Source organism: Natronobacterium gregoryi SP2, assembly GCF_000230715.2.
GTDB classification, from domain to species: domain Archaea; phylum Halobacteriota; class Halobacteria; order Halobacteriales; family Natrialbaceae; genus Natronobacterium; species Natronobacterium gregoryi.
The window spans coordinates 2,628,973-2,654,526 of sequence record NC_019792.1; the positions used below are offsets into that span (position 1 = coordinate 2,628,973).

Consider the following 25,554-nt stretch of genomic DNA (forward strand, 5'->3'; position numbering starts at 1 on the left):
ACAGGGCAACGATTACCACGGACGATGTGGAACGACGTGTATGGCCACCGAATCAACGCCCGAGATCGACTCGATCCCACCCCTCGAGCAGGTCGTATTGCTCGGTATCGCAACGCTGGACCGCGAGGACGAGACACCGGTTCGAACGCCGACGGTCCGTCGCGTCTGCCGGAATCGGATCACGGGCGACGAGACGAGAGTCGTCGGTTCGATCAGTGAGGCCGACGTGATCCGGGCACTGTACCGGCTCGAGGACGACGGCCTCGTCGACGAAACGGAGCCCGACCAGACGTCGCCGACCGGAAAGGGACGACCGGCCTACGAACTCGCTGTCGATCCAACGACGGTGTTCGGGGGTGTCGACGACGAACTGACCGGGGAGTGACGAGAGTGCGGTCGGAATCGCCGTCGGCTGTCTGGAACCGGACGAAATCCGGACTGTCACGCCGTTGGGCGACCATCCCGACGCACTCGAGAACCGCGAGCAACGCGGCGACCGGGTTCAGGGTTTCTGGCGGCGGCCCGTGATAGCCGCCTGCTCTACATCCGACAGCACTTTTTCCGTTAAAACAACTGTGTTCGGCGCTGTATCGATACATCTGCCATAGCTTTCATCTATCGGGTCGTCCTCGTTTCGACAATGAGCCGATCGAGGAAGACGCGAGTCGCTGCTGACGACTGGGGGCTCTCGCTGCCGTCGACTCGTTGCTCGATGTGGCTACTCGCCGTCGCGACGTACGGTATTGGCGACCTCTCGAGTACGCTCTATTTCGTCTCGACGACGCCTGTCGTCGAAGTTCACCCGATCGCCGCCTCTGTGACGGACGCCGTCGGTCACTGGATTCTCGTTCCCTGGAAGCTTGCAGCGTTGCTCCTGTTCTACGGACTGTACCGGGTGACGCCGTCCGACTATCGGATCGGCGTCCCGATCGGACTCTTTCTACTCGGGAGTGTCGTGACGATCTGGAACGTCTCTCTGTCCGTACGCGTCGCCGCCTAGACAGTCGATGCCTCTCTTCCAGTTCTCGCTGCGGTCGGCCCGAAAGCGACTGCCGAGTACCACGGACTGGCGTCGAGAACGGGTACCGTCGCGCTCTCGGACGGATTGCTGTAACTAGTTCCCGGCGATCGCCGACCCTGTTCTGACAATCGGCGGTAATTAACTGCAGTAAACCGTATCACGTCGGCGTCCCGAGCACTGCCGCCTCGTAGTCGACCACGTCGCCGGGCGACTCGAGGACCACGGTCTCGAACGCCCACGTTCCGCCGCCGTCGAGGTCGCCAGTCGTCGCGAGATAGTGACCGAGTTGGTGTCCTCGTCGTCGTAGACGCGGACGCGAACCTCGACGGTCTGAATTCGGTCTTCGCCAGTGTTCTCGAGGCGTCCCTGGACGGTCGACCGCCTGAAGTCGTCTTCGACGACGAACTCGTGATCGAGAAGTGAGAGCTCGGCAAGCGGCGTGACGGTCTCGGTAATCTCGGTTTCGGCGACCGCTGCAGCGGCTGCCATCTCCGCTGCCGTGCGTTCGTCGCCGTCGGCGTCGGCCACCGTCCCTGCCTCGTAGGTCGGTCCGTCGCCGCCGACGCTTCCGTCGCCGAGACAGCCGCCGAGCGCGACGGCTCCACCCGCATAGAGCAAGAGACGCCGTCGACTGCTCGAACAGTGGCGAGTCATCGTCGCGGTTGGCGACGAACTCGTTCGGAGACGATCGGTCGTGTCGCCGAGAGCGAGGGCACAATCGTGGACACGAACGTTCGGACGGCACGAACCCATTTCAGTGTCGGCCCTGCAGTCTGTGGGGAGAGCGCGAACGTCCGTTCCAGTCGGCTTTCGACCGTGGTGTGCAACGCGGGGCCTTATTGTCGACAGCGGTGAACGCGACAGCTATGGAGTCGTCCGACACTGGCGAGACGCTCGAGTCCTACGGGAGCGACATCGGAAAGCGGACGAACTCCTGGACTCGGTTCCGGGAGTGGGTGTTGGTCGAGGCCGACCGGCTGTTCATTACGGCGATCATCACTGTCGGGGTCTTCGTCGGGTTTCTCGTCTTGAACGACGTCGGCGTCGTCTCCTTCGTCAACGACGACTCGATCACCCGGCTCGCAGGCGGGATGATCGCCGGCACGTTCTCGCTTGTCACACTCGTCGTCTCGATCAACCAGCTCATCCTCTCCCGGGAGTTTGCCGCAGCCGGCGAGTCCGAAAAGCAACTCCAGGGCGTTCTGGAGTTTCGTGAGGAGACCGCAGACGCAACAGGGGTGTCGGCGACCCCCGCCTCGCCGACCCGCTTGCTCGAGTTGCTCACCGAGGCAATCGACGACCACGCGACGACGTTCGAGAACGAGGTGGCGACTCACCCTGACGACGACCTCCGAACGCAGGTCGACCGGTACGTCGCCGCCGTCCAGGAGAGTTCGGATCGGCTCGACGACACCCTTGAGCACACGAAGTTCGGGACGTTTCGTGCCGTCTCGGCCGCGATCGGCTACGACGACGCTTGGCAGTTATACGGTGCCAGACACCTCCGCGGAGCGTACGGGGACGACCTCTCCGAGGATGCCCGCGACTCACTCGAGGCGTTGATCGACGTTCTGGAACTGTTCGGCGTCGCTCGCGAACACTTCAAGACGACGTATCTCCAGCGAGAGCTCACTCGTTTCTCGCAGTTGACGCTGTACTGTGGCGTTCCGGCAATCCTCTCGGCGATGCTCATCGGCTTCCTGTACGCTGACCTCGGCGGGGCGAGTGTCAGCATCGCCTACCTGCCGTACGTCGTCAGCGCGCTCATCGCGGTCGTCGTCTCCCCGCTGGCGCTGCTGACCGCGTACATCCTCCGGACCGCGAGCGTCACTCGCCGAACCGCCTCCGTCGGGCCGATGCTTCCCCAGAAAGATCCCGGCGAGGGACCGTTCGACGTCTCTTACGGAGCCGAGCCGAGAAGCGAACCCGCAAACTGACTACTCTCGCGTGGAGTCTGTCGCCTCCTCGAACGGCGCGTCGGCCGCTTTGGCTTCCTGGGATATCTCCACGACGACCGAGAATAGCGCACCGAGCAACAGGCCATAAAGGAGATGACCGACGAGGCTCTCGAAAGCGAGCATCGGAAAGCCTGGGTCGTCGATGCCGCCGATCGCCACCCAGGTCGGCAATACGAGCAACGGGAGGATCGCCCACACGGCTAACCCGTAGACGACTCCGGCGAGGGTGAATCGGAGCCCGGGCCCCATCGAAGCGATGAAGCCGGTTTCGACGTCAGCCATCACCGTTCCGAGGATCGGATCGCGGCTGAGGAGCACGCCGAAAACGAGACCGAGGACGAGTCCGTGAACGAGGTGGAAGACCCAGCCTGCCGTGCCGATCGGGTCGATACCGTATAGCGCGGGAATTACCTCGGTGATGATCGTCGGGTCGACGAGCCAGAGGACGCCGCCGAACAGCAACGAACCGACGACGCCGCCGACCGCGCCGCCGAACAACCAGTTCCCGGTGCCGTCGAACCCGTACTCGATCGGACGCTCAATGCTCATACCGGAACGACGTACGACGAGGACGGAAAAAAGGCTGCGTGGACAGTTACTGTGCCGAGAACGTCGCTCGATAGCACTCCGATCGGCGGATCGAACTACTCCGGTCCGAACCCGCTCCCGTCCCGTCGCCTCCCGGGCCGGGTATTTTACCCACCGCTGTCGTCGATTCGGACAGTCGATGAGCGACTCGGACTCGAGCGAAAGCAACGAGAACGAACGCCTCGGTGGACTGCGGCTCTGGGTGTTGCTCCGGGTAGATCGCTGGGTGCTCACTGGCATTATCCTGGCAGTCGTGTTCGCGATCCTCGTCACCACCAGCCGGATCGGCCTGACGCCGCTGCGGCTCATCGTCGAGAACCAGGACGGCCTCGAGTTCTTCTTCTCGGCGTTTATCGGCGCGATCATCACCGGTACCTCGATCGTCGTCACGATCAACCAGCTCGTACTCTCCCAGGAGCTCGGCGCGGTCGGTCAGCAACGTGATCGGATGCAGGCAGCGATGGACTTCCGCCAGACCGTCGAAGCCACGATCGACGCGGACGCGAGTCCGCCCGAGCCAGCGGCCTTCCTGTATGAACTCGTCGAGGGAATCCAGAAGCGTGCAACCGAACTCGAAGCGGAGATGGAAGACGAACGCGACGAGAAACTCAAAGGAAAAATCGGCGCCTACGTCGAGGACACGACGGACAACGCAGAGAGTGTCAAGGCAAACCTCGAGAACGCCCAGTTCGGTACGTTCGAGGTGATCTGGAACGCGTTGCAGTTCAACTATTCGCGAAAGATTTACGACGCGCGCAAGATACGGGCAGATCACACGGAGTCGCTCTCTGAAGAAGCAAACGAGAAGATCGACCACGTGATCGAGACGCTGCGACTGTTTGGCCCGGCACGCGAGCACTTCAAGACGCTGTACTTCCAGTGGGAATTGATCAACCTCTCGCGGGCGTTGCTGTACATCTCGGTGCCCGCGTTGACCGCGATGGCCGTCCTGATCATGTACGTCGACGGCAACGCCTTGCCGGGGACGACGCTGGGCATCGACAACCTGGTCTGGCTCGCGAGCCTGGGGTTCGTGATCGGTATCTCGCCGTTCGTCGTCTTCATCGTCTACATCCTCCGAATTGCGACGATCGCGAAGCGAACACTCGCAATGGGGCCGTTCATCCTGCGGGAGTCCGAACGCGACGAAGATCTGGGGTGAGCAGCAGAGAGCGGCGTTTCTCACCCGTCGCGTTCGCTGAGCGCAACGGATGGCAAAGCGAACGCTCGCAGTCGGCCACCACCTGGAAACAATCGAACCGTAGCGAGAACGGCAAGCAGGTGACCAATCCTCGACCCCCCGTCTGGGTTATGTCGGCCAGTTCCGGCGCACCCGCGTCCCAAGCGATTGCGTCGGGACAGCAGTACCACACTCCTGCCCACGCCGACCGTAACGACTCGACGCCGTCTCGGTCCTCGAGTGCCCCGAAAGGTGCTCGAGTCGGCCGTCGCTCGTCTAGTACCGTCCCAACCGTCGACTGACGGGTCGAATCGAGCCACACCGCCAGATTCGACCCATCAGTTCAGGCTTGGCCCGCCACTAGTTCGAGGTTGTGGTCGGCAGGGTTCGGCAGTGTCCGATCGCCGCCACAACAGTGGCCGATACCGATCGATTCGCCGGCCCAGCGAAATCCGGGGTCGGTTCGACGACGTCGCCGACGTCGCGGCTGGGTCGATAGCGACGACGCCCCGTCAGACAAGTCGTGGGCGAGCGTTGCACACTACGGCGCGGAACTTACTTGAGAGTGAGAGTCTATACGCCAGGTATGTCCAACGATGCACACGACGATGGAGCGTTCGACGAATACGGGGGTCGGCACGTTCCGGAACCGCTCGAGGGACCACTCGAGCAACTCGCTGGTGCCTACGACGACGTCGCGACGACCGAAGCGTTCCAGGCTGCCCTCCGAGGCCATCTCGAGTCGTTCGCCGGACGGCCGACGCCGCTTTACTACGCCGAAAACCTAAGCGAGCGTTACGGCGCGGAGATATACCTCAAACGCGAGGATCTGCTTCACGGCGGTGCCCACAAGATCAATAACGTGCTCGGACAGGCGTTGCTTGCCGAACGCACCGGCCGCGAGCGACTCATCGCGGAGACTGGGGCCGGCCAGCACGGCGTCGCGACCGCGATGGCCGGCGCGCTGTTCGACCTCGAAACGGAGATCTACATGGGCAAAAAAGACGTCGAGCGCCAGGAGATGAACGTCTTCCGGATGCGCCTGCTGGGCGCGGATGTCACCGAAGTCACCCGCGGTGACGCGGGACTCGCGGATGCCGTCGACGTCGCCCTCGAGGACTTCGCCGCGAACGTCGACGACACCCACTACCTCGTCGGCAGCGTCGTCGGTCCCGATCCCTTCCCGCGGATGGTCCGTGACTTCCAGTCGGTCATCGGCGACGAGGCCCGCGACCAGTTTCTCGAGCAAACGGGCGAGTTGCCCGACGCAGCGGTCGCCTGCGTCGGCGGCGGCTCGAACGCAATCGGGCTGTTCCACGCCTTCCGCGATGACGACCTCGAGTTCTACGGCGCTGAAGGTGGCGGGAAAGGCCCTGACTCGAGCAAACACGCCGCACCGCTCGCAAGCGGCACCGACGATGTCATCCACGGCATGAAGACGCGCGTGCTCGAGGACGACGTCGACGTCCACTCCGTCTCCGCCGGACTAGACTACCCCGGCGTCGGCCCCGAACACGCCATGTTCCGTGCAGTCGGCCGTTGTGAGTACACGGGCATCACCGACGAGGAAGCGCTTGCTGCGTTCCGGGAACTGAGCGAGACGGAAGGAATTATCCCAGCACTCGAGTCGAGTCACGGCGTCGCGCGGGCGATCCAACTCGCAGAGGCAGGCGACCACGAGACGATTCTCGTCAACCTCTCGGGCCGGGGCGACAAGGACATGAAGACTGCAGCCTCGAAGTTCGACCTGTAGAGCGATCGACTACCCACCTCCGGGCTACTGCAGCCGGTAGGGACTGTCGTCTTCATCGCCACTGTCTCCATTCTCGCTCTCGTAGGGTTTTCGAGCGGTGATCGTTACCGTCGCTTCCGGTTCGTCTTCGTCGGCCCACGGGCTGTCGTAGGCCGACATCTCGAGATCGGTTACGTCCCAGCCTTCCGCCTCGATGAGTTCGACGAGTCGCCGCTGGTCGTCGAGCATCTCGTCGTCCATACACCCTGTTCGGGACGGGAAAGAGTAGTTGTTACGCACTCGTTTCAGCCCACAAAACGAAACCCAAAATGGTTACTAGTGCCGGGAAATACCCGGCGAGTTTAAGCGGATCCATCTGCAAGGCCGTAGTATGCTCACCGACGAGTTCGGGCGCGAGGTGACGGGGGTACGCATCTCGCTGACGGATCGGTGCAACTTCGATTGTATCTACTGTCACAACGAGGGGCTCGGTGATACCCGCGGCCCGATGGACCCACAGGACGCCGAGATGAGTACGGACGATGTCGTACGATTTCTCGAGGTCGTTACCGAGTTCGACGTCGATGCGGTCAAGTTCACTGGTGGCGAGCCGATGCTCCGACAGGATTTAGCGGAGATCATCGCGCGCACGCCGGACGAACTGGAAGTGTCGCTGACGACTAACGGTACCTTCCTCCCCGGCCGTGCCGAAGACCTCGTCGACGCTGGCCTCGAGCGGGTCAACGTCTCCCAGGACGCGCTCGATGCCGAGGACTTTGCGGCAGTCACCCAGAGTGGCGCGTACGAACGGGTTCTAGAGGGCGTCGATGCCGCTCTCGACGCCGGCCTAGACCCCATCAAGCTCAACATGGTCGTCTTCGAGCACACTGCGGGTTATATCCCCGAGATGGTCGACCACGTCGCGGAAAACGACGGCCTGCAACTACAACTCATCGAGTATATGCCCGAACTCACCGGCAGGCCCGAGTGGAACATCGACATCGAGCGCGTTCACGACTGGCTGGCAGAGCAAGCAGACGAGATCGAACACCGAGAGATGCACAATCGCCGGCGCTACTGGATTGGCGAAAGCGACTCGAGTGACGATCCAAACGCCGGCCGTGGGATGGTCGAAATCGTCGATCCCGTCGAGAACGCGACGTTCTGCCAGAACTGTCACCGCGTTCGAGTGACCCACGAAGGCTACCTGAAAGGCTGTCTCAACCGGAACGACGACCTCCGGACGATGGGGGAAATGACCAAACCCGAGATTCGTGAGACGTTCCGAGAGACCGTCGAGAACCGCGTCCCCTACTACGGCGAGTACATGATCGAGAACGGCGACGGCGAGTGGGAGATCGACGAAAAGTACATCGAGAAATCGGTGCAGGTCTAGTACCGTCCCAACCGTCGACTGACGTCCAGTGGCTCCGACACTAGTCGACGGTCGGCCGGTACAGCCCGCTGCACCGGCCACGCGGCCCTTTCGTCTTCTTTACAGGCTATCGAGGCGACTGCTCCGGGGCTTGATCCCGAGGGGGCTCACCAACAGGTGGACTACAGCCGTATTAGCGGTACCTGACTGTGTGGTTCGCCTCGACTCCTACCGACTGGGAACAGGGCTTGTTGATAAATCGACGCCCACTCTACGTTCGTCTATGAGCCGAGCCTCGCAGAGAACGCGCCGCTGTGCCGGCGCTGAACAGCCGTCGAAGCACGACTGTACGCCCGCCCTGATCGTCGACACACTAGCCGATCGCACCGCCAGACGCATCTACCAGCACGTGACGCTTCCAATCACAGCCGGAGAACTATCTACTACCCTCGACATTCCGGGGTCGACGACCTATCGGAAGCTCACCGAACTCGAGGAAGCCGGGTTGATCCGCGAACTCGAGCAGGGGCCACACGTCGACGGGCCAGCTAAATACGTCAGACGGATCGATCGCGTTTCAGTGACGAGTGACGACGAGTTGCGGATCGACTGCCGGAAGAACGGCCGAGACGTCTTCTGTAAACCGGATCTCTGATGCGAGTACTGTCGTCATTGCCAGCGTACCCGCGACCCAAAGCGATTGCAGGGGACGACGGTACAGCACCCCGTGGATCGGGGATCACACCGCCCCGAAATCAGGTGTCAACCCGTCTAAAGTGATGGACTCGCCACATTACACAGCTGGTCGACTGCCGGGTGAGCACTCCGGTGAGCCCATAGAAAACGGCTGTGGTGAGTGCAGGCAGGGTGATGGAACGGTCCGATGAGTGAGTGATCGCGAGACATGGCAGATAGTGTTTCCCGCGATGGACGGGTTCCAATCGAGTCCCCCCGTTCCCCTGCCGAGTAAGGAGTGAACTGGTCAGAGTGTAAACGTACTGGTTGAATATACAGTCCGCGGCCCAGACACCGTTTGTAGCCGACCGCACGACGCTCGATACCGACCGTAGGCAAATACTGTAACTATGTTATAGTTTTCCTCGAGTGCTATCGGAGATCGACGTACTGCTCGAGAGACAGCGGTCTGAATCGAGGGGCAGGCAACTGGTCGACCGTGACGTATCCCGGTTCGCTCTCCAGCAGATCAGGGACCCGGTTGACGATCTGTGTGCTCGTCCCGACCATCGTCGGGACGTCGTCGTTTCGGAGGTGTATCTCCGGTGTCCCGTCGATCGTCCACTCGTTGACGTCGACCTCGTCCGGCCCGTACACTTTAGCGACTTCGGTACCCACGAAGTCGATACCCGCGTCGGTCGCCACGTCGACGACGTAGCGCAACCCGAGGACATCCCCCTCTGAAATCGTCTCGTCGAGCGCCTCACACTCGGTTTCCTCCTCCGCGATCACCGGGTCCGTCTCCTGATCGACGCTCTCGAGTGCGAGTCCCAGTCTCGAGATTTGGGCCTCGAGGTTCATCCGGAAGAAACTCGGTGGAACGTCGCCCTCCTCGATCGCCTCTCGAACCGCCGACTCGGACGAGTCGACGAAATAGTGCTCTGCGAGAACCGGCCCGTAGTCGTCGATGTCGAACCGCCCCATCCCGCGAATCGTGTCGATTTCGAGAGCCGCACCGGTCAACATCGTCACCAGGTTCACCCAGAAGATGTCCTGGTAGCCTCCTCCAGTGATGGTCACACCGTTCTCGCGGGCTTTCCTGTCGAGTCTCGTAGTCAGTTCCGGGGCTGTCGTCCAGGGATACAGCGCTTCTTCCGAGGTGGTGATCGCGTTCACGCCGTTCTCGAGACAGCGGGCGAGATGGGGGTACATCTCCTCCATCGGCGTCACGACAGCGACGGCGGCGACGTCGGCATTCGTCTCGGAGAGGACGGCGTCGGCGTCGTCAGAGACCTCGACGTGTAGCTTCCGATCCACCCCGATAACGTCTCCGAGGTCCGAGCCGACTTTCTCCGGGTCGGCGTCGATCGCGCCAACGATCTCGATCCCGGACCGAAGCATATACTCCGCGATGTCTTGTCCCGTCGATCCGACTCCGTAGACGATTGCTCTGATCTTGCGCATCGCTTCTCACCTCGAGTTCGAACAGCGCCCGCTGGCGGCCGAGTTATCGGTACGTCCGTTCTGTGAGTCGCTTCCGCACCGTCCGTTCCAGGCTGTGTGATACGGTCGTCGCATCGTCGCTCCCAACGACGAAGGGTGAAAAATACCTTTGCCCGACGCGCGAAGGGGTCCGTAATGGGCTTCCATCTCGGCCGACGCCCGGAGCCGTGTGCGAACGCTCGTAAGTCGTGTCGGGGCGCTCGATGATATGTGATGAGAACCTGCAGCGGTGACCGATCCAGATCCGGCTCTGTGATACCACAGGTGCTTACTCGGTCCCGTCGATAGTGCCGAGTATGCAGTTCGAGACGAACTCCTGGATCGTGATCGAGGCGGCGATATCTTCGTGGCCGTTCGGGAGTTCCAGATGGCTCGAACGACACGTCCAGAACAGGTTCGCCGGCACGAACCCGACCGACACGGTAGCGGTAGCCAGCGATGTCTCCACGTGGACGGACGCGGCCGACCGAGGCGAACTGGCCGGACGGGCGAACGGTGGTCGTTCGTGACACGACCACAGCACTCCGACGGCATCGTAAAAGACGCCGTCCGGAAGTACTGGAACGGGCGTGCCGACGAGTACGACGACGACGGCATCTCCGGTGTCCACACGGACACACAGCGTGAAGCGTGGCTGTCGCTGCTCCGAGAACTGACGACCGACGGTACACGCCGCGTGCTCGACCTCGGCTGTGGGACTGGAACCGTCTCACTGCTGTTGGCCGAACTGGGTTACGACGTGACGGGTCTCGACATCTCGTCTGGGATGCTCGAGCGCGCCCGATCGAAGGCACGTAAAGCGGACTGCACGATCGAGTACCACACTGGGGACGCCGAGACGCTCCCGTTCGCCGAAAACGCCTTCGATGTCGTGACAGCCCGCCATCTCATCTGGACGCTGCCACACCCCGAAACGGCGATCGACGAGTGGCGTCGCGTCGTCCAACCTGGCGGACGGCTTGTCCTCGTCGAAGGCTACTGGGACTTCGACGAACCGTGGGAGGGGTATCGCGAGATCCACGATGCCCTGCCCCTGTACGACGGCCGGCCACCGACCGAACTGGTCGCCTTCCTTGCAGACCACGGACTCGAGGACGTCGACTGCGAGCCGCTGATGGACCCGGTTTTCTGGGGGCAACGACCAGACCAGGAGTTGTACGTCGTGACTATCGACGTGCCGACCTAAATCGGTCTCTCACACCGTCCACAGCGGTCGGCCAGATACGATCTGTGGGTGTTCGTACCGATCGCTCCCCCGCAGTCTCCCTCGGATCGTCGTTCGAAAGCGGCATCGAGCATTGACTCCCTCCCGCGCCTGAAGACGCGGGAATCAGCATCTATGTGGGGTCGCTCTTGTGAAGTAGATTGTTGATACCGAGAGCTGTAGCTGAAGATCAAAGAGGACAAAGGCACCGCGACAGCGGTGCCCGATATGTTCCCAATGCACCGCTTTGTGTCCGAGTGGCATTGTGGAGCAGGTGGAGCTTCGCTCCAGCCTGCTTCTCTTTCCGGGCTTCGTATTCACCGGCGAGGAACTCGTGTAACCGCAATACCGTTCCATCGGCGATCATCACGTCCCTGAACCGGTCGATATCGGCGTCAACAGTGTCAGGGACAGCGACCTCGTCGAGCACGGTCTCGACGAGGTCGCGGAAGTACTCTGCAAAAGACGGCGTCAACCGGTGATAGAAGCCGCCAGGAGAGATCGTCTCGTCGGCAGTGGAGTTGTAGCTGCGTCTGAAGCCAGCGAGTGTGTGGCTTTCGCCGCGGCGAAGCGGAACACGAATGCCCAGACGGAGGCGGGAATCTGGAGCTTGCGATCGCGTTCGACCACGCCGAGTTCTCGGCGTGCTCTTCGGGGAACTCGGAGGGAAACAATTAGTGAGCCGACGCATAATCCGAGAGGAGGAGGCTTCGTGTTGCACACTCGTCGCCTCCTCGTTCCTCTCGAAAAGATGCCTCGATAAGCCGTCGCTGTCACGTGGTTTTTCGCTTAGCTAAAGACGAATATTCCGACACCATTGTACGTTTGCCTATCAGCTAAACGTCACTGTGGGAAACTCGAGGTAGCCAGTTGAATAGTGGTCTGTTTCCCTAAGTGACGGCGCGTCTCCACGGCCTTCGTCGTGGTATTGCGCCTGTGCAGCGTATAATTGCCCCAACCAGATGCGGTGGTGCCGTGGGTCCCCTCGCTGCCGTCGAGTTATTGCTCACGGGGGACCTTCGAGTTTACTCTGTTCGCGGCACAGAGGGGGGGGGGTGTCGCGGTGATCGCCGCTCTCGGCTTCCGGACCAGTGACGTGTGTCGCCAGGAGACTGTCACAGGTCGACTCGTGCTGGATGGCCGAACGAAAAATGAGTGATGCGTTTCTATAGTTGAGTAGCGAATGTCCCAACCCGACCGGATATCGAAACACGTCGATCTCGAGGACGAATTTAGGCAATTGAACGAGCGGGAAGCTAAGGTACTGCTCCAGAAGCGGACTAACGAATTAACTGCGGTCAAACGTGCGAACGAACTGTTCGACGAGGTCGATCGACCGATGACGGACCTCGTCGACACGTACGCACGTGAGTTGCCACAGTGGTTCCAGTATCCGTCCGTGGCCGAGGCCCGGATCGAGGTCGGTGATCACGTCGCCGATTCAGGGGGGTTCAAGCGGACATCGCACGCACTGACGGCTGGAGCGAGGACCGACAACGGGACGGCGGTCTCGATGACGGTCGCCTACACGGAGGAGCGTCCCGACGAAGACGATGGCCCGTGGCTCACCGAGGAACAGGAACTGCTCGACGTGCTCGTCACCGATGTCACGAACTACGTCGACCGACTCGAGCGCCAGCAGGCTATCGAGGAAGACGTCCAGGCCGCAGTCCAGGAAGTCAGTGCGACATCCGACGAGATTGCCACGAGCACCGGACAGATAACCGATCTCGTGACCGAGCAGGTCGCGTCGATGGACGAAGTTGCAAGCGAGGTAGCGGGCATGTCGGCGTCCGTCGAAGAGATCGCTTCGACTGCAGAAGAGGTCGCAGCGACCAGCGAACGGGCTGAATCGCTCTCGGAAGAGGGCCAAGAGGCCGCGACCGAAGCGATCGATGTCATCGAGCAGGTCGACGACTCCGCACAGGGTGTCGTCAGCGATGTCGAACAACTCGAGAACCGGATCGACGAGATCGACGAGATTGTCGAGGTGATAAACGACATCGCAGATCAGACGAACCTGCTCGCGCTCAACGCCTCGATAGAGGCCGCACACGCCGGCAGCGAGGGCGATGGGTTTGCCGTCGTCGCCGACGAGGTCAAGTCGCTGGCCGAGGAGTCACAGTCTCACGCCGGCGAGATTGAGCGGATGGTCGAGGACATTAAAGAAGACACTGCAGACACCGTCGAGAGTCTGGAGGAGACGACCGAACAGGTCGATCGCGGGATCGAACAGGTGACTGACGCGATGGAACGGCTCCAGGATATCACGGATGCAGTTCAGGAGGCTACCGAAGGGGTCAGAGACGTCTCGAACGCGACCGACGACCAGGCCGCGAGTACCGAGGAGGTCGCGAGCATGATCGACGAACTCGTCGAGGAATCGGAGACGATCGCCGACGAGATCGAATCGGTTGCGGACGCGAACGAGAAACAGGTCTCGCGTGTCCACGAGATCGAGGAGCGCATCCACAACTTGACGAGCAGGTAACGAACGCGAACAGAGCCGACGAGTCCGACACGCTTATTCGCGCCGCGCCATCAAATCCGTGTAGTGAGTACCGAGACGCCCGATTCCGATCCGACGGAAACCGAAGCGTTCCAGCAGGTCTGTGAGACGCTCGTCGAACGGATCCTCGCGGGCGAGATCGAACGCGACGAGGTCGAGACGGCCAAACTCGAGGCCTGTTCGGAACATTCGGCCCCCAAGGTGCCGAAAAACTCCGAACTGCTGGATTACGCGCCCAAAGAGCACCGCGAGGACTTAGAGTCGGTGCTCCAGCGCAAACCGGTCCGCACCGCGTCGGGAGTCTCGCCGGTCGCGATTATGACTTCACCCGAGCGGTGTCCACACGGGAAGTGTCTCTACTGTCCTGGTGGCCCGGACTCTGAGTTTTCCTCCTCGCAGAGCTACACTGGCGAGGAACCCGCAGCGGCCCGTGGCGTCCAGAACGACTACGACCCCTACGGGCAGGTTCGGTTGCGACTCGAGCAACTCCGAGAGATCGGGCACCCCGTGGACAAGGTCGAGCTCATCCTGATGGGTGGGACGATGACTGCCCGCTCTCACGACTACCAGGAGTGGTTCGTCAAGCGCGCCCTCGAGGCGATGAACGACTTCGATGTCGACAAGGAGCCGGAACCAGCCGAGGGCGTCAGCTTCGCCCAGGACCCCGAGGAGTACGAGTGGACGTACCTAGAGGACGTCATCGCGGAGAACGAACGCGGCGACATTCGAAATATCGGGACGACGTTCGAGACCAAGCCCGACTGGTGCGATCCGGAGCAGGTCGACCGGATGCTTGACCTGGGCGGGACGAAAGTTGAGGTCGGTGTCCAGACGACCTACGAGCGGATCAACCGCGAGATGCATCGGGGTCACGGCGTCGCAGAATCGATCGACGCCAACCAGCGACTGCGAGACGCGGCGTTCAAGGTCGGCTTCCACATGATGCCCGGCCAGCCGGGAATGAGCAAGGAAATGTGTCTCGAGGACTTCCGCCGACTGTTCGAGCAAGAGCAGTGGAAACCCGACTACCTGAAGATCTATCCGACGCTGATCGTCCGTGGCACTGCGACCTACGACTGGTGGCACAAAGGCGAGTTCGAACCGCTGGGCAACGAGGAGGCCGCCGAACTGATCGCCGAGATCAAGGAGATGATTCCTCGCTACACGCGACTTCAGCGCGTTCAGCGGGACATTCCCGCGGACTTTATCGATGCCGGCGTCTGGAAGTCGAACCTCCGACAACTCGCCCGAAAGCGGATGGACGAACACGGCTGGTCGTGTGACTGCATCCGCTGTCGTGAGGTCGGCATGAACGACGAGGAGCCCGAGAATATCGAACTCGACGTCATGGAGTACGAGGCCTGTGGCGGGACGGAACACTTCATCTCGTTCGAGGACTTCGAGAAGGACCTCCTGGTCGGGTTCTGTCGGCTGCGGTTCCCGAGTGGTGAGGCGAGCAAAGCGAGGCGATCCTCGTCGGACGAGTCCGACGCAGACCCGGTCCGGCCGGAACTCGAGAACGCCGCACTCGTCCGGGAACTGCACGTCTACGGCTCGGAGGTCGCGATGGGCGACGAGGGTGACGGCGACCAGCACCAGCACCAGGGCTATGGCCGTCGCCTGATGAACCAAGCCGAGGAACTCGCCGCCGACGCCGGCTACGACAAGGTGAGCGTGATTTCGGGCATCGGCGCTCGAGAGTACTACCGCGAGAAGTTGGGGTACTACCAGGATGGGCCGTACGTGAGCAAACGGCTCCGGTGACCTCCTCCTCGCCGTGAGCGGCGAGGCTTCCCACGGCACCGTACCGCTGGGTTGGGATATTTGCTGGTCGCTCATGGGTAGAGGATTGTTGGTCAGCCCGCAGCAGTAGCTGAAAGTCGTGGCGGGCAAGGGTGGCGCGTTCGCGCCACCCGACGAAAGCATGATTCCACTCAAGACGTTCGTCTCGGAGCGTCGCGCCGCGAACCTGCTCCGACAGGTTCGCTGGCGTGACGGCGTCTATTGCCCACGCTGCCGTGCCGAATCCGCGATTCGGTACGGCAGCTATCGGGTGTTTCAGCGATATCGCTGTAAGAATTGCGACCGCACGTTCACCGATCAGACCGGCACCGTCTTTGAACACTCAGCGGTCGAACTCAGGAAGTGGTTTCTCGCCGTCTACACCTACATCCGCTTCAACACCAGTCTTCGGCAGTTAGACGTAGAGATTGATGTCTCCTACAAAACAGTGTACCGGCGCGTCCAGCGCTTCCTGCGAGCGCTGGACGCGCCTCAGCCACAACTCGAAGGACCAGTCGAGATTGACGAACTGTACGTGAAAGCCGGACTCAAAGGCCGCGAGCGCGACCGTCCGTCGCGCTCGCGTGGCCTATCCACGCGCGGAAGAGGATCGTACGAACAGGACAAGCTACCCGTGTTCATTCTGGCTGATCGCGGCACTGGCGACCGCTACGTGATCCCAGCGAAAGCCGCTGATGAATCGACGATTCGACTCCTCCTTGCTGACCGTAAAGAGGAGTGGCTCACGGTCTATACCGACGGCTTTCGAGCGTACGAACCGCTTGATGAGGACGACGCATTCGACCGCGAATACGTCGTCCACGGCGACGGCGAATACGCCGATGGAGACGTTCACGTCAATACCTGCGAGAGCCACGGATCGCTGGCGCGATCCTGGCTCTCGCCCCATCGAGGCGTCTCCAAGGACAAGCTCACGCCGTATCTCCGAGCCTTCCAGCTCCGTCGCCGCGTGTATCGAAAACCGGGAAAAGAAGCGCTGAAAACCATCCTCAAAACTGCGCTATGAGTCACCAACAATCTCCGCCACAAGAGCGTTGCTGGTTTACGACTCGTCGGTATGACGGGCCGATGGCGTTCACGAGAACGGCGTTCTCGTGCAGTCCATCAGAAATCATAATGATCAAGATAACTTTTGCAAATATGGACTGAGGAACTGGTCGATCCAAGACTTGGCGAATCCAAGTCGATCGGTGAGGGTGTTGAAGAGGCGGCGAGCGAGAGTGCGGAACGCGCTCTCGCTCGCCACGACGATTGGTGAAGCATTCCGTTTGAGCACTTTCCAGACCTGCTCGATTGGATTGAGATGCGGTGAACCGACCGGAAGAAAGACGAGATCGATACCGAGTTGATGTGCGCGCTTGCGCGTGTGCTCACAGATGTGAGACGAGAAGTTGTCCAAGACGAGCAGAATCCGCGTTCCCGGATTCTGCTCGCGGACCTCCTCCAATGGGGCACAGATGTTCTCTTTCGATTGATCTTCAGGAAAGGTCAGGACACTTTCGCCGTTGAGCGTATAGCACCCGACCGCTGGTTCGTCAAGCTTCACCAGCGGTCGTTCGAGTGTCGGATCATCGACGTACCACAGTCGATGCGAATTGTCGTATGGTTGCGGATGAGAAGCGTCACAAAAACCGACGACAGTTCCTCCATCTGTACAGATATCGTCGTCGAGAACCCAGCCTTCGTCCTCATCCTCGGGACGCTTGTTATGTGCTGTCTCTGTTTCCTCGTCGAACGCGTCTGCGACGCGTTCTTCGAGGATTTCATCTGCATTTTCTGGCCGTGAGGGACGTTTTGGACGTGGTTTAGCGTAAGACAGTCCGAGATTCCGGAGGAATCGACCGAGATAATCCGGATGGTACTCAACATCGAACTCTTCGTCCAAGAGCTGGTGAACTTCCTGTGCTTTCCAGGGCTGTCCCTCCCGGAGAAGTTCTAGAAGACACTCTTGTTCCTCGTCACCGAGCTTCGGGGGCCTTCCGCCCCCGAAGTTCGGTGTCAACTGACCCAGCCCGCCATCGTTCCATCGACGTGCCCAGCGACTTCCAGTCGACGCAGATTTCCCAACGTCGTCGGCTGCTTCTTCGTACGTTGCACCCTTGTAGAGACGTTTGACAAAGGTGAGCCGCTTGACGACCTTTGGATCGTCTGCTTCGTCCAGCAGACGATCCAACTCCTCCTCGCTCAGATGACGAACGAGCTCGCCCCGCCGGTCTCCTCCCATTACCCCGTTCGTCTTAGCCCACGCCCAAAACTTCTGTCACTCATTACGATTTCTGATACTGATGGATAAAACTTCATGTATCTCTAGATGCGGGGGAATAGTATGGCGACGTTGGAGAACGTCTCTGTCGAAGACCTCCGCCAGATCTTGGCGGAGGTCGATGATGCCGATGCAACAAAGCGGCTCATGGCCGCGATCACCTACAAAGAGATAGAAGATCTAACGCAAGCAGAAGCCGCCGCACTCTATGGATTTTCCAGCAGTTGGGCCTCGAAATGGTTCAATCGACTCGAACGGCTCGCCGACGAGCCGTTCGAGGAGGTCGTCTACGACAAACCACGAGAGGGCAGACCATCCGAACTCTCTGACGACGAGCACGAGCAGTTTGTTGAGGTACTTCACGAGTCTCCCGAAGACGTTGGATACGACGCGCCCGCGTGGTCTGTTTCACTAGCGCGTCACTATCTCTCCGAAGAATTCGGTGTTGAGTACTGCGAACGTCACGTCCGACGACTGATGTCCGAGGCCGGGCTGTCCTGGAAGACAGCCCGGCCGGAGTTCCACAAGTCCGACGAACGAGCCCAAGAGGCCTGGAAAGAAGGGTTCAAAAAAAGCGCGACAACTTGGACGATGAATACACGATCCTGACCATCGATCAGACGCGACAGGTTCTCTCGACGCTGATCTACGCGTGGTTTCCAGAAGGGGAGCGCCCGTCACTCCCGGTGACGGGCGCGTGGGACAGCATCAAACTCCTCGGGGCAGTCAGCAATAGCGGCGAGACGTTCTTTCTCCTGTGTGAGGAGAATTTCAACAGCGACACCACAATCCGGTTGCTCGACGCTCTCCAAACCGAGTTCGGCGAGAAAATCTGCGTTGTCTTAGATAATGCCTCCTATTTTACGGCGAACAAGGTGCAGGCATTCGCCGAAGGAACTCCGATCGAACTGTGTTACCTTCCACGGGGTTCACCAGAGCTGAACCCCGTGGAAGAGTGCTGGCGACGACTCAATCAAGCACTCGGCAACCGCTTGTTCAACACACTGGATGAACTTCAAGAGGCTGCACTGACCGCGCTTGACGACATCGAACCGCCGAATGTCTTTACGTACTTATGTCCTTGAGTATGAGGACGGGGCCACACCGCCGTTACTCCTATCCCGGCAGGGGACTCGGAGTTATCTTGACCGAGACACCACAGCGGTTCGAGAGTGTGTTTCGAACGTTCTGGGCCTCGGAGTCCCGATATTGTCCGATTAGGTGGGCGGTCATGCCGCCTCGGTGTACGTCATACTACGAGACGATTCGACTTAAATATCCGTATAGCTGCTGAACGTGGTCTGTGTCGGCGGTGTCGGATTCACGCCCGTCGTAAACGGCGGGATTCTCTCCTTGGAAGAAGATAGCCCTCACTGGCCGTTCGCCTTTCTTCGGGTTTCCGCGGGATTCGAGACGACCGGCGGCGATTCACCTACTCCGGACAACGAATTTATACGTCGGAAGAGAAGCACGTCCATAAAGCGTCGGTCCCTCCTCGGACTGGCTATCGGTACTGTGGCGCCCCTACCGCGTTGTCTCGGACGGGTTCGTCCTCGGAAGTGACCAGCGACGAACCGACGCTCTCGCCGGGCGAAGAAGCGACGCTCTCTATCGAGGCACGATCGGTTCGAGGACTCGGGGGTCGAGGAGTTACCGGACGAAGCACACGCAGTTCTCGAGGTAGGCGACGCCGGGGTCGACCCCAGTCCGTCGTCACCTGCCGAGTCGTCTCTACCGATCTGGTACTGGCGGTTCGCGCGCTGGAGCGCCGAGGTCCGCGTCCCGATCCGGATTCCTCCTGATTCGCCGCTGGGCAAGTACCAGTACCCGATCACCGTAAATACGAAGTCGGCCGCGGGTTCGCAGCCGTCCCCACCGGTGCGGCCCCAGCAGAGCGACCGATCGTCACGTCGTTCTGTCCGGCAGAATACGGACCTCCGCTTCTCTCGAATGGGTATCGAGCTATCCACAGCTAAAGCCGCGGGTTTTCGTCTCGCACTCCCTATCATGAATACTCGTAGCTTCCACTCCCTCCATCCGGCCACGGTGGCCAAAAGCGTCCACGTCTCAGACCGCGAGCACCGTATCCACGACCAGCATCAGCGCGAAACCAGCGACGAACGTCACCGTCGCCGTGTCTCGAGGGGTTAGCTCTCGGCAGACGTCGATCGTCGCATCGGCCGTGAAGACGGCGAAGCCAATCACGCCGTCGTAGACGCGATGGCTTACAGCGGTCGTGACAACTGTCGGCAAGGCATCGATCCCGGTGGCACAGCCGGCGATCACGAGGACGTGATCGGGAGTCACACTGCGAATACGCGTTCTGTAGGCAAACTCGAGCGCTCTCAACGAAGTGTACTCGAGCACGCTTCAGCAGCGACGTTCCGGGAGTTAGTCACTCGCTTTTGGTGAACGTCGTTTGCAATCGCTGGATTCGCTTGTGAGTCGGTGGATGTGTTGTGAACGGCAGCATCGACGATGTCGGGACGATACAGAACGCGTTGAAGCCGGCGACCGATCGGAGGTCGTCGTCCGGCGGCGTCGATTCGCCGTGGATGGTCGCGAGCGCGCTGGCGAGGGCGAAGGGCTTGCCCGTGATCGCGACGGCACCACGGTCGGCGGCGTACTCGCGGTACCGCGAGAGCACGAGCGTTCCGGGGAGGCTGGCGACGTAGACAGGGAGGCCGACGAACAGCAGGTACGTGGCGATCCAGAACGGGAACCCCAGGAGGAACGACACAGGAGTAATCGCTCGGCTGGCAGCCGAAAGGGTGACTACGGAGACGACCGTCGGGAACGCGGCGACGGTCATCACGCTCGAGTCGCTGTTCTTGAGGTGGGCGAGTTCGTGAGCGAGGACTGCCTCGAGTTCGTCTTCCTCGAGCGTTTGCAGGAGGCCGGTGGTCACGCAGATCACGGTTCGGTTGCCCGTGCCCGCGGAGAGCGCGTTCGGTTCGTCGGCGGGGATCACGGCAACCGGCGGTCGTGGGACGTCGGCCTGCTGTGCGAGGCGGTCGGTGAGATCGTAGACGAGCGGGTACTGCTCGCGGTCGATGGCGACCGCGCCCGTCGCCCAGTAGGCGACGTAGTCGGCCCAGTAGACGCTGCCGATCATGACGGCAGCGAGGGCGACGCAGGTAAACAGCGCGAGTGCCGTTGGAAGCAGCGAGAACAGCAACGAGAGGAGGACGCCGTAACCGACGACGGTGAGCGTAAGCGCCAGGAACATCCGGCCTTGGAGACGGCGATCGGGAGACCAGTCCATACGCGACCTTGTGCGAGTACGGTCAAATAGGTAACTGGTCGTTTTCGATACGTTCTCGAGTCCCTCGAGCGAAGACGGTTCCTTCCGAGGGAGAGACATCGACCCATGACACTCGAGCACGACCTGCAAGGAATCACAACGCCCCTCGTCACCCCGTTCGATTCCGACGGCGGCGAAATCGACGAATCGGCACTCGAGGACCTCGTCGATCACCTCCTCGAGAACGGCATCGACGGCCTCTTTCCCTGCGGGACGACCGGCGAGTTCGCCAGCCTGACGCCCGAGGAGCGCCGGCGCGTCCACGAGGTCGTCGTCGACCGTGCGGAGGGCGAGGTGGCCGTACTCGCTGGCGCGGCCGCGACGACCGTCGAGGAGGCGGTCGACTACGCCGAACACGCCGCCGAAATCGGTGCCGACGTCGCGGTCGTCACGGAGCCGTACTTCCACGGCCCCAACGCACCCGACGGGAACCGACGGTTCTTCGAGCGGGTGGCCGACCGGTCGCCGCTGCCCGTCCTGCTGTACAACATCCCGCCGTGTACCGGCGGCTCGATCGCTCTCGAAGCGCTCGAGGCCGTCGCCGATCACGAAAACGTGATCGGGATCAAGGACTCGAGCGGCGACCTCGGGTACACGCTGTCGGTGATCCGCCGGATGCCCAAGGAGTTCGTCGTCCTCCAGGGGTACGACGCACTGCTCACCCCCGCGCTCCGGATGGGTGCCGACGGCGGACTAAACGCGGGATCGAACGTCGCGCCCGCAGCATATACCGAGTTGTACGAGTCCTTCGAGGGCGAGCGCGGGATCGAACTGCAGGACGCCATCGAGCCATTGTTTGGTGCCTGTGCGGAGCACGGGTTCGCACCGGCGACGAAGACCGCGCTCGAGTATCGTGGCATCGTTCCGAGCGATGCCGTTCGGCCGCCGCTCGTTCCGGTGCCGGAGGACGGGCAGGCAGGTGTGGCAGAAGGCGTCGACGCGTTGCTCGAGAGTTAGGTAGTCAGTTCTCGGGAACAAACTGGAACTCGAGTCCGGAAAGGACGTTCGGAGCAAACGTCCCGACCATCTCGAAAGTCTCTGGATCGCTCGAGTCTGTCGTTCGGAGTTCTGTGAAAACGACTCCAGCGAATAGATTTTCCTCTACCTCGAAAGCCCCCGGACCGCTCGAGTCGGCTGGCGGCGTGCGCTCCTCGGCTCGCGTCGCTCGCCTGCGGTGCTACCGGCCACCAGCCTCCCCGACCGGCCCGGCCCCTTTCAGTCCCGCCCGTCCAGCACCTCGAGCCCCCCATCCGACTCGTTCGTCGCTTCGCTTCCTCACTCGCCCTCGCGCAGAATCGAGACGCGGTTCACTCGTCGTTCACCGCGCCTCCGCGCGCGCCAAAACGCTGTCCGTGGTCATCCACTACACACGCATCATTTACCAAATCTACCTAAGAATACTCTAAAATCACAATAGCTGATGCGAGTGCGAGAATTGAAATTACGATTAGAATGTTCTCACTCACCTCGTTCAGCCACTCATCTACTGATTTTGAAACCAGTTGTAGGGCGGTAAACACGGCTAATACCATACAAAAGCCTGCTGCGATTAGATTCTGCTGGAGATACATCGCAATCCCGACCAATAGAAGGCCAATTCCTCCGAGCGCGATACTTAGCCTGGAATTATTCATTGGAATGTTAAGAGGATCTATGCTATTAATTCTTCTTCGGCGGGGTCCCAGGATAGCCTCCAGCATACGGACCTGTCGTACTAAACATCCTCTGAATTCAGCGGGCAATTCTTGTTAGCTGCAGAGGATTTCAGCAGAGCCATTGACAGGACGGGCTCACTGGCGCACAGGTGAGGTGTCCGAGTAATCACGGGGACGCCTCGCTAATCTGCGTGGTCTTCGTGAGTGGAACGAGCGAAGGCTCGGGAGACGCTTGCGTCTCCCGGTGGACGAGTGAGGAAGCGAAGCGACGAACGAGTCGGCTGGGGAGGGCGTAGCAACTCATCGTTGCCACGATAGCAGGACACGAGCGAGGCGTACAGGAAACGGACGACCACGATAGCAGGACACGAGCGAGTGTTCTCGAGCAGACACGAAGCCTGTCGGAAGCCCGCTGGACCACCAGAGTCGTGATTTCACTCCAGACGAGACGCGGACACGCAAGGACTTTGCCGATCCGCCCGTCCTAGGCGAACAGTGAACGCGACTCGAGTCGCGTCGACCGGGTTCGGGGGAGTCGACGCGCACCTGCGGAGCAAATTCAGCCAACGATGACCGACACAGACATCCACGAGCTAGACGAGGACACCGTCGCCCGCATCGCCGCCGGCGAGGTCGTCGAGCGGCCCGCGAGTGCGGTGAAGGAACTCGTCGAGAACAGCCTGGACGCGGACGCCTCACGGCTCGAGGTCGCCGTCGAAGAGGGCGGCACCGAGTCGATCCGCGTGGCAGATGACGGCCACGGGATGACCGAGAGCGACCTGCGTGTTGCGGTGCGCCAGCACACGACGAGCAAGATCGAGGGCCTCGAGGATCTCGAGGCAGGAGTTAGAACTCTCGGCTTCAGGGGTGAAGCCTTGCATACCATCGGCTCCGTCTCGCGGCTGACGATCCGGTCGCGGCCTCGAGACGGGAGCGAGGCGGGGACGGAACTCGTCTACGAGGGCGGCGACGCCGTCTCGGTCGAGCCTGCGGGCTGTCCCGAGGGGACCGTCGTCGAGGTCGAGGATCTGTTCTACAATACGCCCGCCCGCCAGAAGTTCCTGAAGACGACGGCGACGGAGTTCGCTCACGTCAACCGCGTCGTCACCCGCTACGCACTCGCGAATCCGGACGTGGCGGTCTCGCTGGTCCACGACGGCCGCGAAGTCTTTTCCACGACGGGCCAGGGAGACCTCCAGGCCGCCGTCCTCTCGGTCTACGGTCGCGAGGTCGCCGCCGCGATGATCCCCGTCGAGGTGGACGAGGAGGACCTCCCGCCGGGACCGGTCGACTCCATCTCGGGGCTGGTCTCGCACCCCGAGACGAACCGCTCGAGTCGCGAGTACCTCGCGACGTACGTCAACGACCGCGCCGTGACCTCGGACGCGATCCGCGAGGGGATCATGGGGGCCTACGGCACGCAGCTGGGCAGCGACCGCTACCCGTTCGCCACCCTCTTCCTCGAGGTGCCGGGCGAGGCCGTCGACGTCAACGTCCACCCGCGCAAGCGAGAGGTACGGTTCGACGACGACGATGCAGTCCGCCGGCAGGTCGACTCGGCCGTCGAGTCGGCACTGCTCGAGCACGGGCTGTTGCGGTCTCGAGCGCCCCGCGGCCGATCGGCCCCGGGCGACGCGCGAGTCGCTCCCGACCGCGGGCCGTCGCAGTCCGAGATCGGGGGCTCGAGTGGGGACGGCTCGAGCGGAGACGACTCGGCGACGGCATCTCCAGCGCGCGACGAGACGGTCGAGCGATCTCCTGCCAGCGACGAACCGCCGGCAGACGGATCGACGTCTTCCAGCGTCGACTCGAGCCCGCCCTCGAGTCCCCCACAGCCTTCGGACCGCTCCGAACGATCCGCATCGGCCGAGAGCGAACCTCTCGAGTCCACCCCAGCGTCCTCCATCGACGCGAGCGAAGCCGACAGTGCCCCGGCGAAACCGGAGCCGCCGACCGAGCCGGCCGACGCGGATGCCCCACGAACCGACTCGAGTCCCCACGCCGACGAACAGCCGACAGAACCCAGCCAGCCCGAACGCGATCCGGAACGCAAGTTCGACGGTCCCACCGAACAGCGCACGCTCGAGGGCGACCGCGCGACGGGCGAGGAGACCGACTTCGACTCGCTCCCACCACTGCGCGTGCTCGGACAGTTCGGGGACACGTACATCGTCTGCGAGACGCCCGACGGCCTCGCGCTTATCGACCAGCACGCTGCCGACGAGCGGGTCAACTACGAGCGCCTGCAGGAGGCGTTCGCCAGCGATCCGCCGGCGCAGGCGCTGGCCGAACCCGTCGAACTCGAGCTCACCGCCGCCGAGGCCGAGGCATTCGCGGGGTACAGCGAGGCCCTCGAGCGGCTGGGCTTCTACGCGAACCGCGTCGACGACCGAACGGTCGCGGTGACGACCGTTCCCGCAGTCTTGGAAGAGACGCTCGAGCCCGAACACCTGCGGGACGTCCTCACGTCGTTCGTCGAGGGCGACCGCGAGGCGGGCGCGGAGACGGTCGACGCGCTGGCCGACGAGTTCCTCGGCGACCTGGCCTGCTACCCCTCCGTCACGGGCAACACCTCGCTGACGGAGGGGTCGGTCGTCGACCTGCTCGCGGCGCTGGACGACTGCGAGAACCCCTACGCCTGTCCGCACGGCAGGCCCGTGATCGTCCAGTTCGACGAACGGGAGATCGAGGAACGGTTCGAGCGGGATTATCCGGGCCACGGCGACTGACACCCGTCGCAAACTCGCTTTTCGAGCGGTACCGATACGGCACTCGAGTCCCTAC

Annotated in this window: 22 protein-coding genes and 2 pseudogenes; 15 read left to right on the forward strand and 9 right to left on the reverse strand. The window is 61.8% G+C overall.

Going from position 1 to position 25,554, the window contains the following annotated elements:
* Positions 1–40 precede the first annotated feature (40 nt).
* Positions 41–385 carry a Cdc6/Cdc18 family protein gene (locus NATGR_RS13125; protein WP_005580494.1) on the forward strand — a complete coding sequence of 115 codons (345 nt, stop codon included), beginning with the start codon at positions 41–43 and terminating at the stop codon, positions 383–385.
* A 255-nt stretch (positions 386–640) separates the two neighbouring features.
* Entirely contained in the window at positions 641–1,000 is a 360-nt protein-coding gene (locus NATGR_RS13130) for a hypothetical protein (RefSeq protein ID WP_015233683.1), read from the forward strand.
* 178 nt (positions 1,001–1,178) lie between these two features.
* On the opposite strand, the pseudogene NATGR_RS13135 reads toward NATGR_RS13130, so the two are convergent.
* Positions 1,179–1,675 (reverse strand): annotated as a pseudogene (locus NATGR_RS13135) (FxLYD domain-containing protein).
* 212 nt (positions 1,676–1,887) lie between these two features.
* Between NATGR_RS13135 and NATGR_RS13140 the strand changes: the two are divergent.
* The gene (locus NATGR_RS13140) at positions 1,888–2,958 is read left to right on the forward strand and encodes a hypothetical protein (protein WP_005580497.1); all 1,071 of its coding nucleotides are present in this window, start codon (positions 1,888–1,890) and stop codon (positions 2,956–2,958) included.
* On the opposite strand, the gene NATGR_RS13145 is transcribed toward NATGR_RS13140, so the two are convergent.
* Positions 2,959–3,528, reverse strand: coding sequence for a hypothetical protein (locus NATGR_RS13145; RefSeq protein WP_005580498.1), 570 nt, complete (start codon positions 3,526–3,528; stop codon positions 2,959–2,961). It lies immediately after the preceding gene.
* Between the two features lie 178 nt (positions 3,529–3,706).
* On the opposite strand from NATGR_RS13145, the gene NATGR_RS13150 reads away from it, so the two are divergent.
* The gene (locus NATGR_RS13150) at positions 3,707–4,729 is read left to right on the forward strand and encodes a hypothetical protein (RefSeq protein ID WP_005580499.1); all 1,023 of its coding nucleotides are present in this window, start codon (positions 3,707–3,709) and stop codon (positions 4,727–4,729) included.
* Between the two features lie 604 nt (positions 4,730–5,333).
* The gene (gene trpB, locus NATGR_RS13155; protein WP_005580500.1) at positions 5,334–6,500 is read left to right on the forward strand and encodes a tryptophan synthase subunit beta; all 1,167 of its coding nucleotides are present in this window, start codon (positions 5,334–5,336) and stop codon (positions 6,498–6,500) included.
* Positions 6,501–6,524: 24 nt separating this feature from the next.
* Here the strand turns inward: trpB and NATGR_RS13160 are convergent, their stop codons facing one another.
* Positions 6,525–6,740: a hypothetical protein gene (locus NATGR_RS13160; RefSeq protein ID WP_005580501.1), complete on the reverse strand. Its 216-nt coding sequence runs from the start codon at positions 6,738–6,740 to the stop codon at positions 6,525–6,527.
* A gap of 130 nt (positions 6,741–6,870) precedes the next feature.
* Between NATGR_RS13160 and moaA the strand changes: the two genes are divergently transcribed.
* Positions 6,871–7,875 carry a GTP 3',8-cyclase MoaA gene (gene moaA / locus NATGR_RS13165; protein ID WP_005580502.1) on the forward strand — a complete coding sequence of 335 codons (1,005 nt, stop codon included), beginning with the start codon at positions 6,871–6,873 and terminating at the stop codon, positions 7,873–7,875.
* Between the two features lie 262 nt (positions 7,876–8,137).
* Positions 8,138–8,509 carry an ArsR/SmtB family transcription factor gene (locus NATGR_RS13170; protein ID WP_005580503.1) on the forward strand — a complete coding sequence of 124 codons (372 nt, stop codon included), beginning with the start codon at positions 8,138–8,140 and terminating at the stop codon, positions 8,507–8,509.
* Positions 8,510–8,961: 452 nt separating this feature from the next.
* On the opposite strand, the gene NATGR_RS13175 is transcribed toward NATGR_RS13170, so the two are convergent.
* Positions 8,962–9,993, reverse strand: coding sequence for an NAD(P)H-dependent amine dehydrogenase family protein (locus tag NATGR_RS13175; protein WP_005580504.1), 1,032 nt, complete (start codon positions 9,991–9,993; stop codon positions 8,962–8,964).
* 335 nt (positions 9,994–10,328) lie between these two features.
* On the opposite strand from NATGR_RS13175, the gene NATGR_RS19500 reads away from it, so the two are divergent.
* On the forward strand, positions 10,329–10,541 hold the full coding sequence (locus tag NATGR_RS19500; protein WP_015233685.1) for a hypothetical protein: 213 nt from the start codon (positions 10,329–10,331) through the stop codon (positions 10,539–10,541).
* Complete coding sequence (locus tag NATGR_RS13185) at positions 10,538–11,218, forward strand: class I SAM-dependent methyltransferase (RefSeq protein ID WP_015233686.1); 681 nt, start codon at positions 10,538–10,540, stop codon at positions 11,216–11,218. The genes NATGR_RS19500 and NATGR_RS13185 overlap by 4 nt, the downstream gene beginning before the upstream one ends.
* A 274-nt stretch (positions 11,219–11,492) precedes the next feature.
* Here NATGR_RS13185 and NATGR_RS18975 read toward each other — a convergent pair.
* Positions 11,493–11,927, reverse strand: a pseudogene (locus tag NATGR_RS18975) (IS4 family transposase); the annotation flags it as partial.
* Positions 11,928–12,419: 492 nt separating this feature from the next.
* Here NATGR_RS18975 and NATGR_RS13195 point away from each other — a divergent pair.
* The 3 genes from NATGR_RS13195 to NATGR_RS13205 all read left to right on the forward strand — a co-directional run bounded on the left by NATGR_RS13195 (position 12,420) and on the right by NATGR_RS13205 (position 16,554).
* Positions 12,420–13,727: a methyl-accepting chemotaxis protein gene (locus NATGR_RS13195; protein ID WP_005580507.1), complete on the forward strand. Its 1,308-nt coding sequence runs from the start codon at positions 12,420–12,422 to the stop codon at positions 13,725–13,727.
* A gap of 63 nt (positions 13,728–13,790) precedes the next feature.
* Positions 13,791–15,509, forward strand: a complete 1,719-nt coding sequence (locus NATGR_RS13200) for a tRNA uridine(34) 5-carboxymethylaminomethyl modification radical SAM/GNAT enzyme Elp3 (protein WP_005580508.1) — start codon at positions 13,791–13,793, stop codon at positions 15,507–15,509.
* 160 nt (positions 15,510–15,669) lie between these two features.
* Complete coding sequence (locus NATGR_RS13205; RefSeq protein ID WP_049887803.1) at positions 15,670–16,554, forward strand: IS1595-like element ISNagr6 family transposase; 885 nt, start codon at positions 15,670–15,672, stop codon at positions 16,552–16,554.
* A gap of 114 nt (positions 16,555–16,668) precedes the next feature.
* Here NATGR_RS13205 and NATGR_RS13210 read toward each other — a convergent pair whose 3' ends face one another.
* Positions 16,669–17,772, reverse strand: coding sequence for an IS630-like element ISNagr8 family transposase (locus tag NATGR_RS13210; protein WP_015233689.1), 1,104 nt, complete (start codon positions 17,770–17,772; stop codon positions 16,669–16,671).
* A 102-nt stretch (positions 17,773–17,874) separates the two neighbouring features.
* Between NATGR_RS13210 and NATGR_RS18980 the strand changes: the two genes are divergently transcribed.
* Positions 17,875–18,896 (forward strand): IS630-like element ISNagr2 family transposase gene (locus NATGR_RS18980; RefSeq protein WP_155897284.1). Its coding sequence is split into 2 segments (ribosomal slippage): positions 17,875–18,379 and positions 18,379–18,896, totalling 1,023 coding nucleotides; the frame shifts between segments, so codons are not numbered across the junction.
* Between the two features lie 982 nt (positions 18,897–19,878).
* On the opposite strand, the gene NATGR_RS13225 is transcribed toward NATGR_RS18980, so the two are convergent.
* Both NATGR_RS13225 and NATGR_RS13230 read right to left on the reverse strand, forming a co-directional pair.
* Entirely contained in the window at positions 19,879–20,118 is a 240-nt protein-coding gene (locus NATGR_RS13225) for a hypothetical protein (RefSeq protein WP_231990887.1), read from the reverse strand.
* An 88-nt stretch (positions 20,119–20,206) separates the two neighbouring features.
* On the reverse strand, positions 20,207–21,076 hold the full coding sequence (locus NATGR_RS13230; protein ID WP_005580512.1) for a M48 family metalloprotease: 870 nt from the start codon (positions 21,074–21,076) through the stop codon (positions 20,207–20,209).
* Positions 21,077–21,181: 105 nt separating this feature from the next.
* Here NATGR_RS13230 and NATGR_RS13235 point away from each other — a divergent pair, with 105 nt between their 5' ends.
* Positions 21,182–22,072 carry a dihydrodipicolinate synthase family protein gene (locus tag NATGR_RS13235; RefSeq protein ID WP_005580514.1) on the forward strand — a complete coding sequence of 297 codons (891 nt, stop codon included), beginning with the start codon at positions 21,182–21,184 and terminating at the stop codon, positions 22,070–22,072.
* Between the two features lie 434 nt (positions 22,073–22,506).
* Here NATGR_RS13235 and NATGR_RS13240 read toward each other — a convergent pair whose 3' ends face one another.
* Positions 22,507–22,815: a hypothetical protein gene (locus NATGR_RS13240; RefSeq protein WP_005580516.1), complete on the reverse strand. Its 309-nt coding sequence runs from the start codon at positions 22,813–22,815 to the stop codon at positions 22,507–22,509.
* Positions 22,816–23,339: 524 nt separating this feature from the next.
* Between NATGR_RS13240 and mutL the strand changes: the two genes are divergently transcribed.
* Positions 23,340–25,499 carry a DNA mismatch repair endonuclease MutL gene (gene mutL, locus NATGR_RS13245; protein WP_005580517.1) on the forward strand — a complete coding sequence of 720 codons (2,160 nt, stop codon included), beginning with the start codon at positions 23,340–23,342 and terminating at the stop codon, positions 25,497–25,499.
* Positions 25,500–25,554 lie beyond the last annotated feature (55 nt).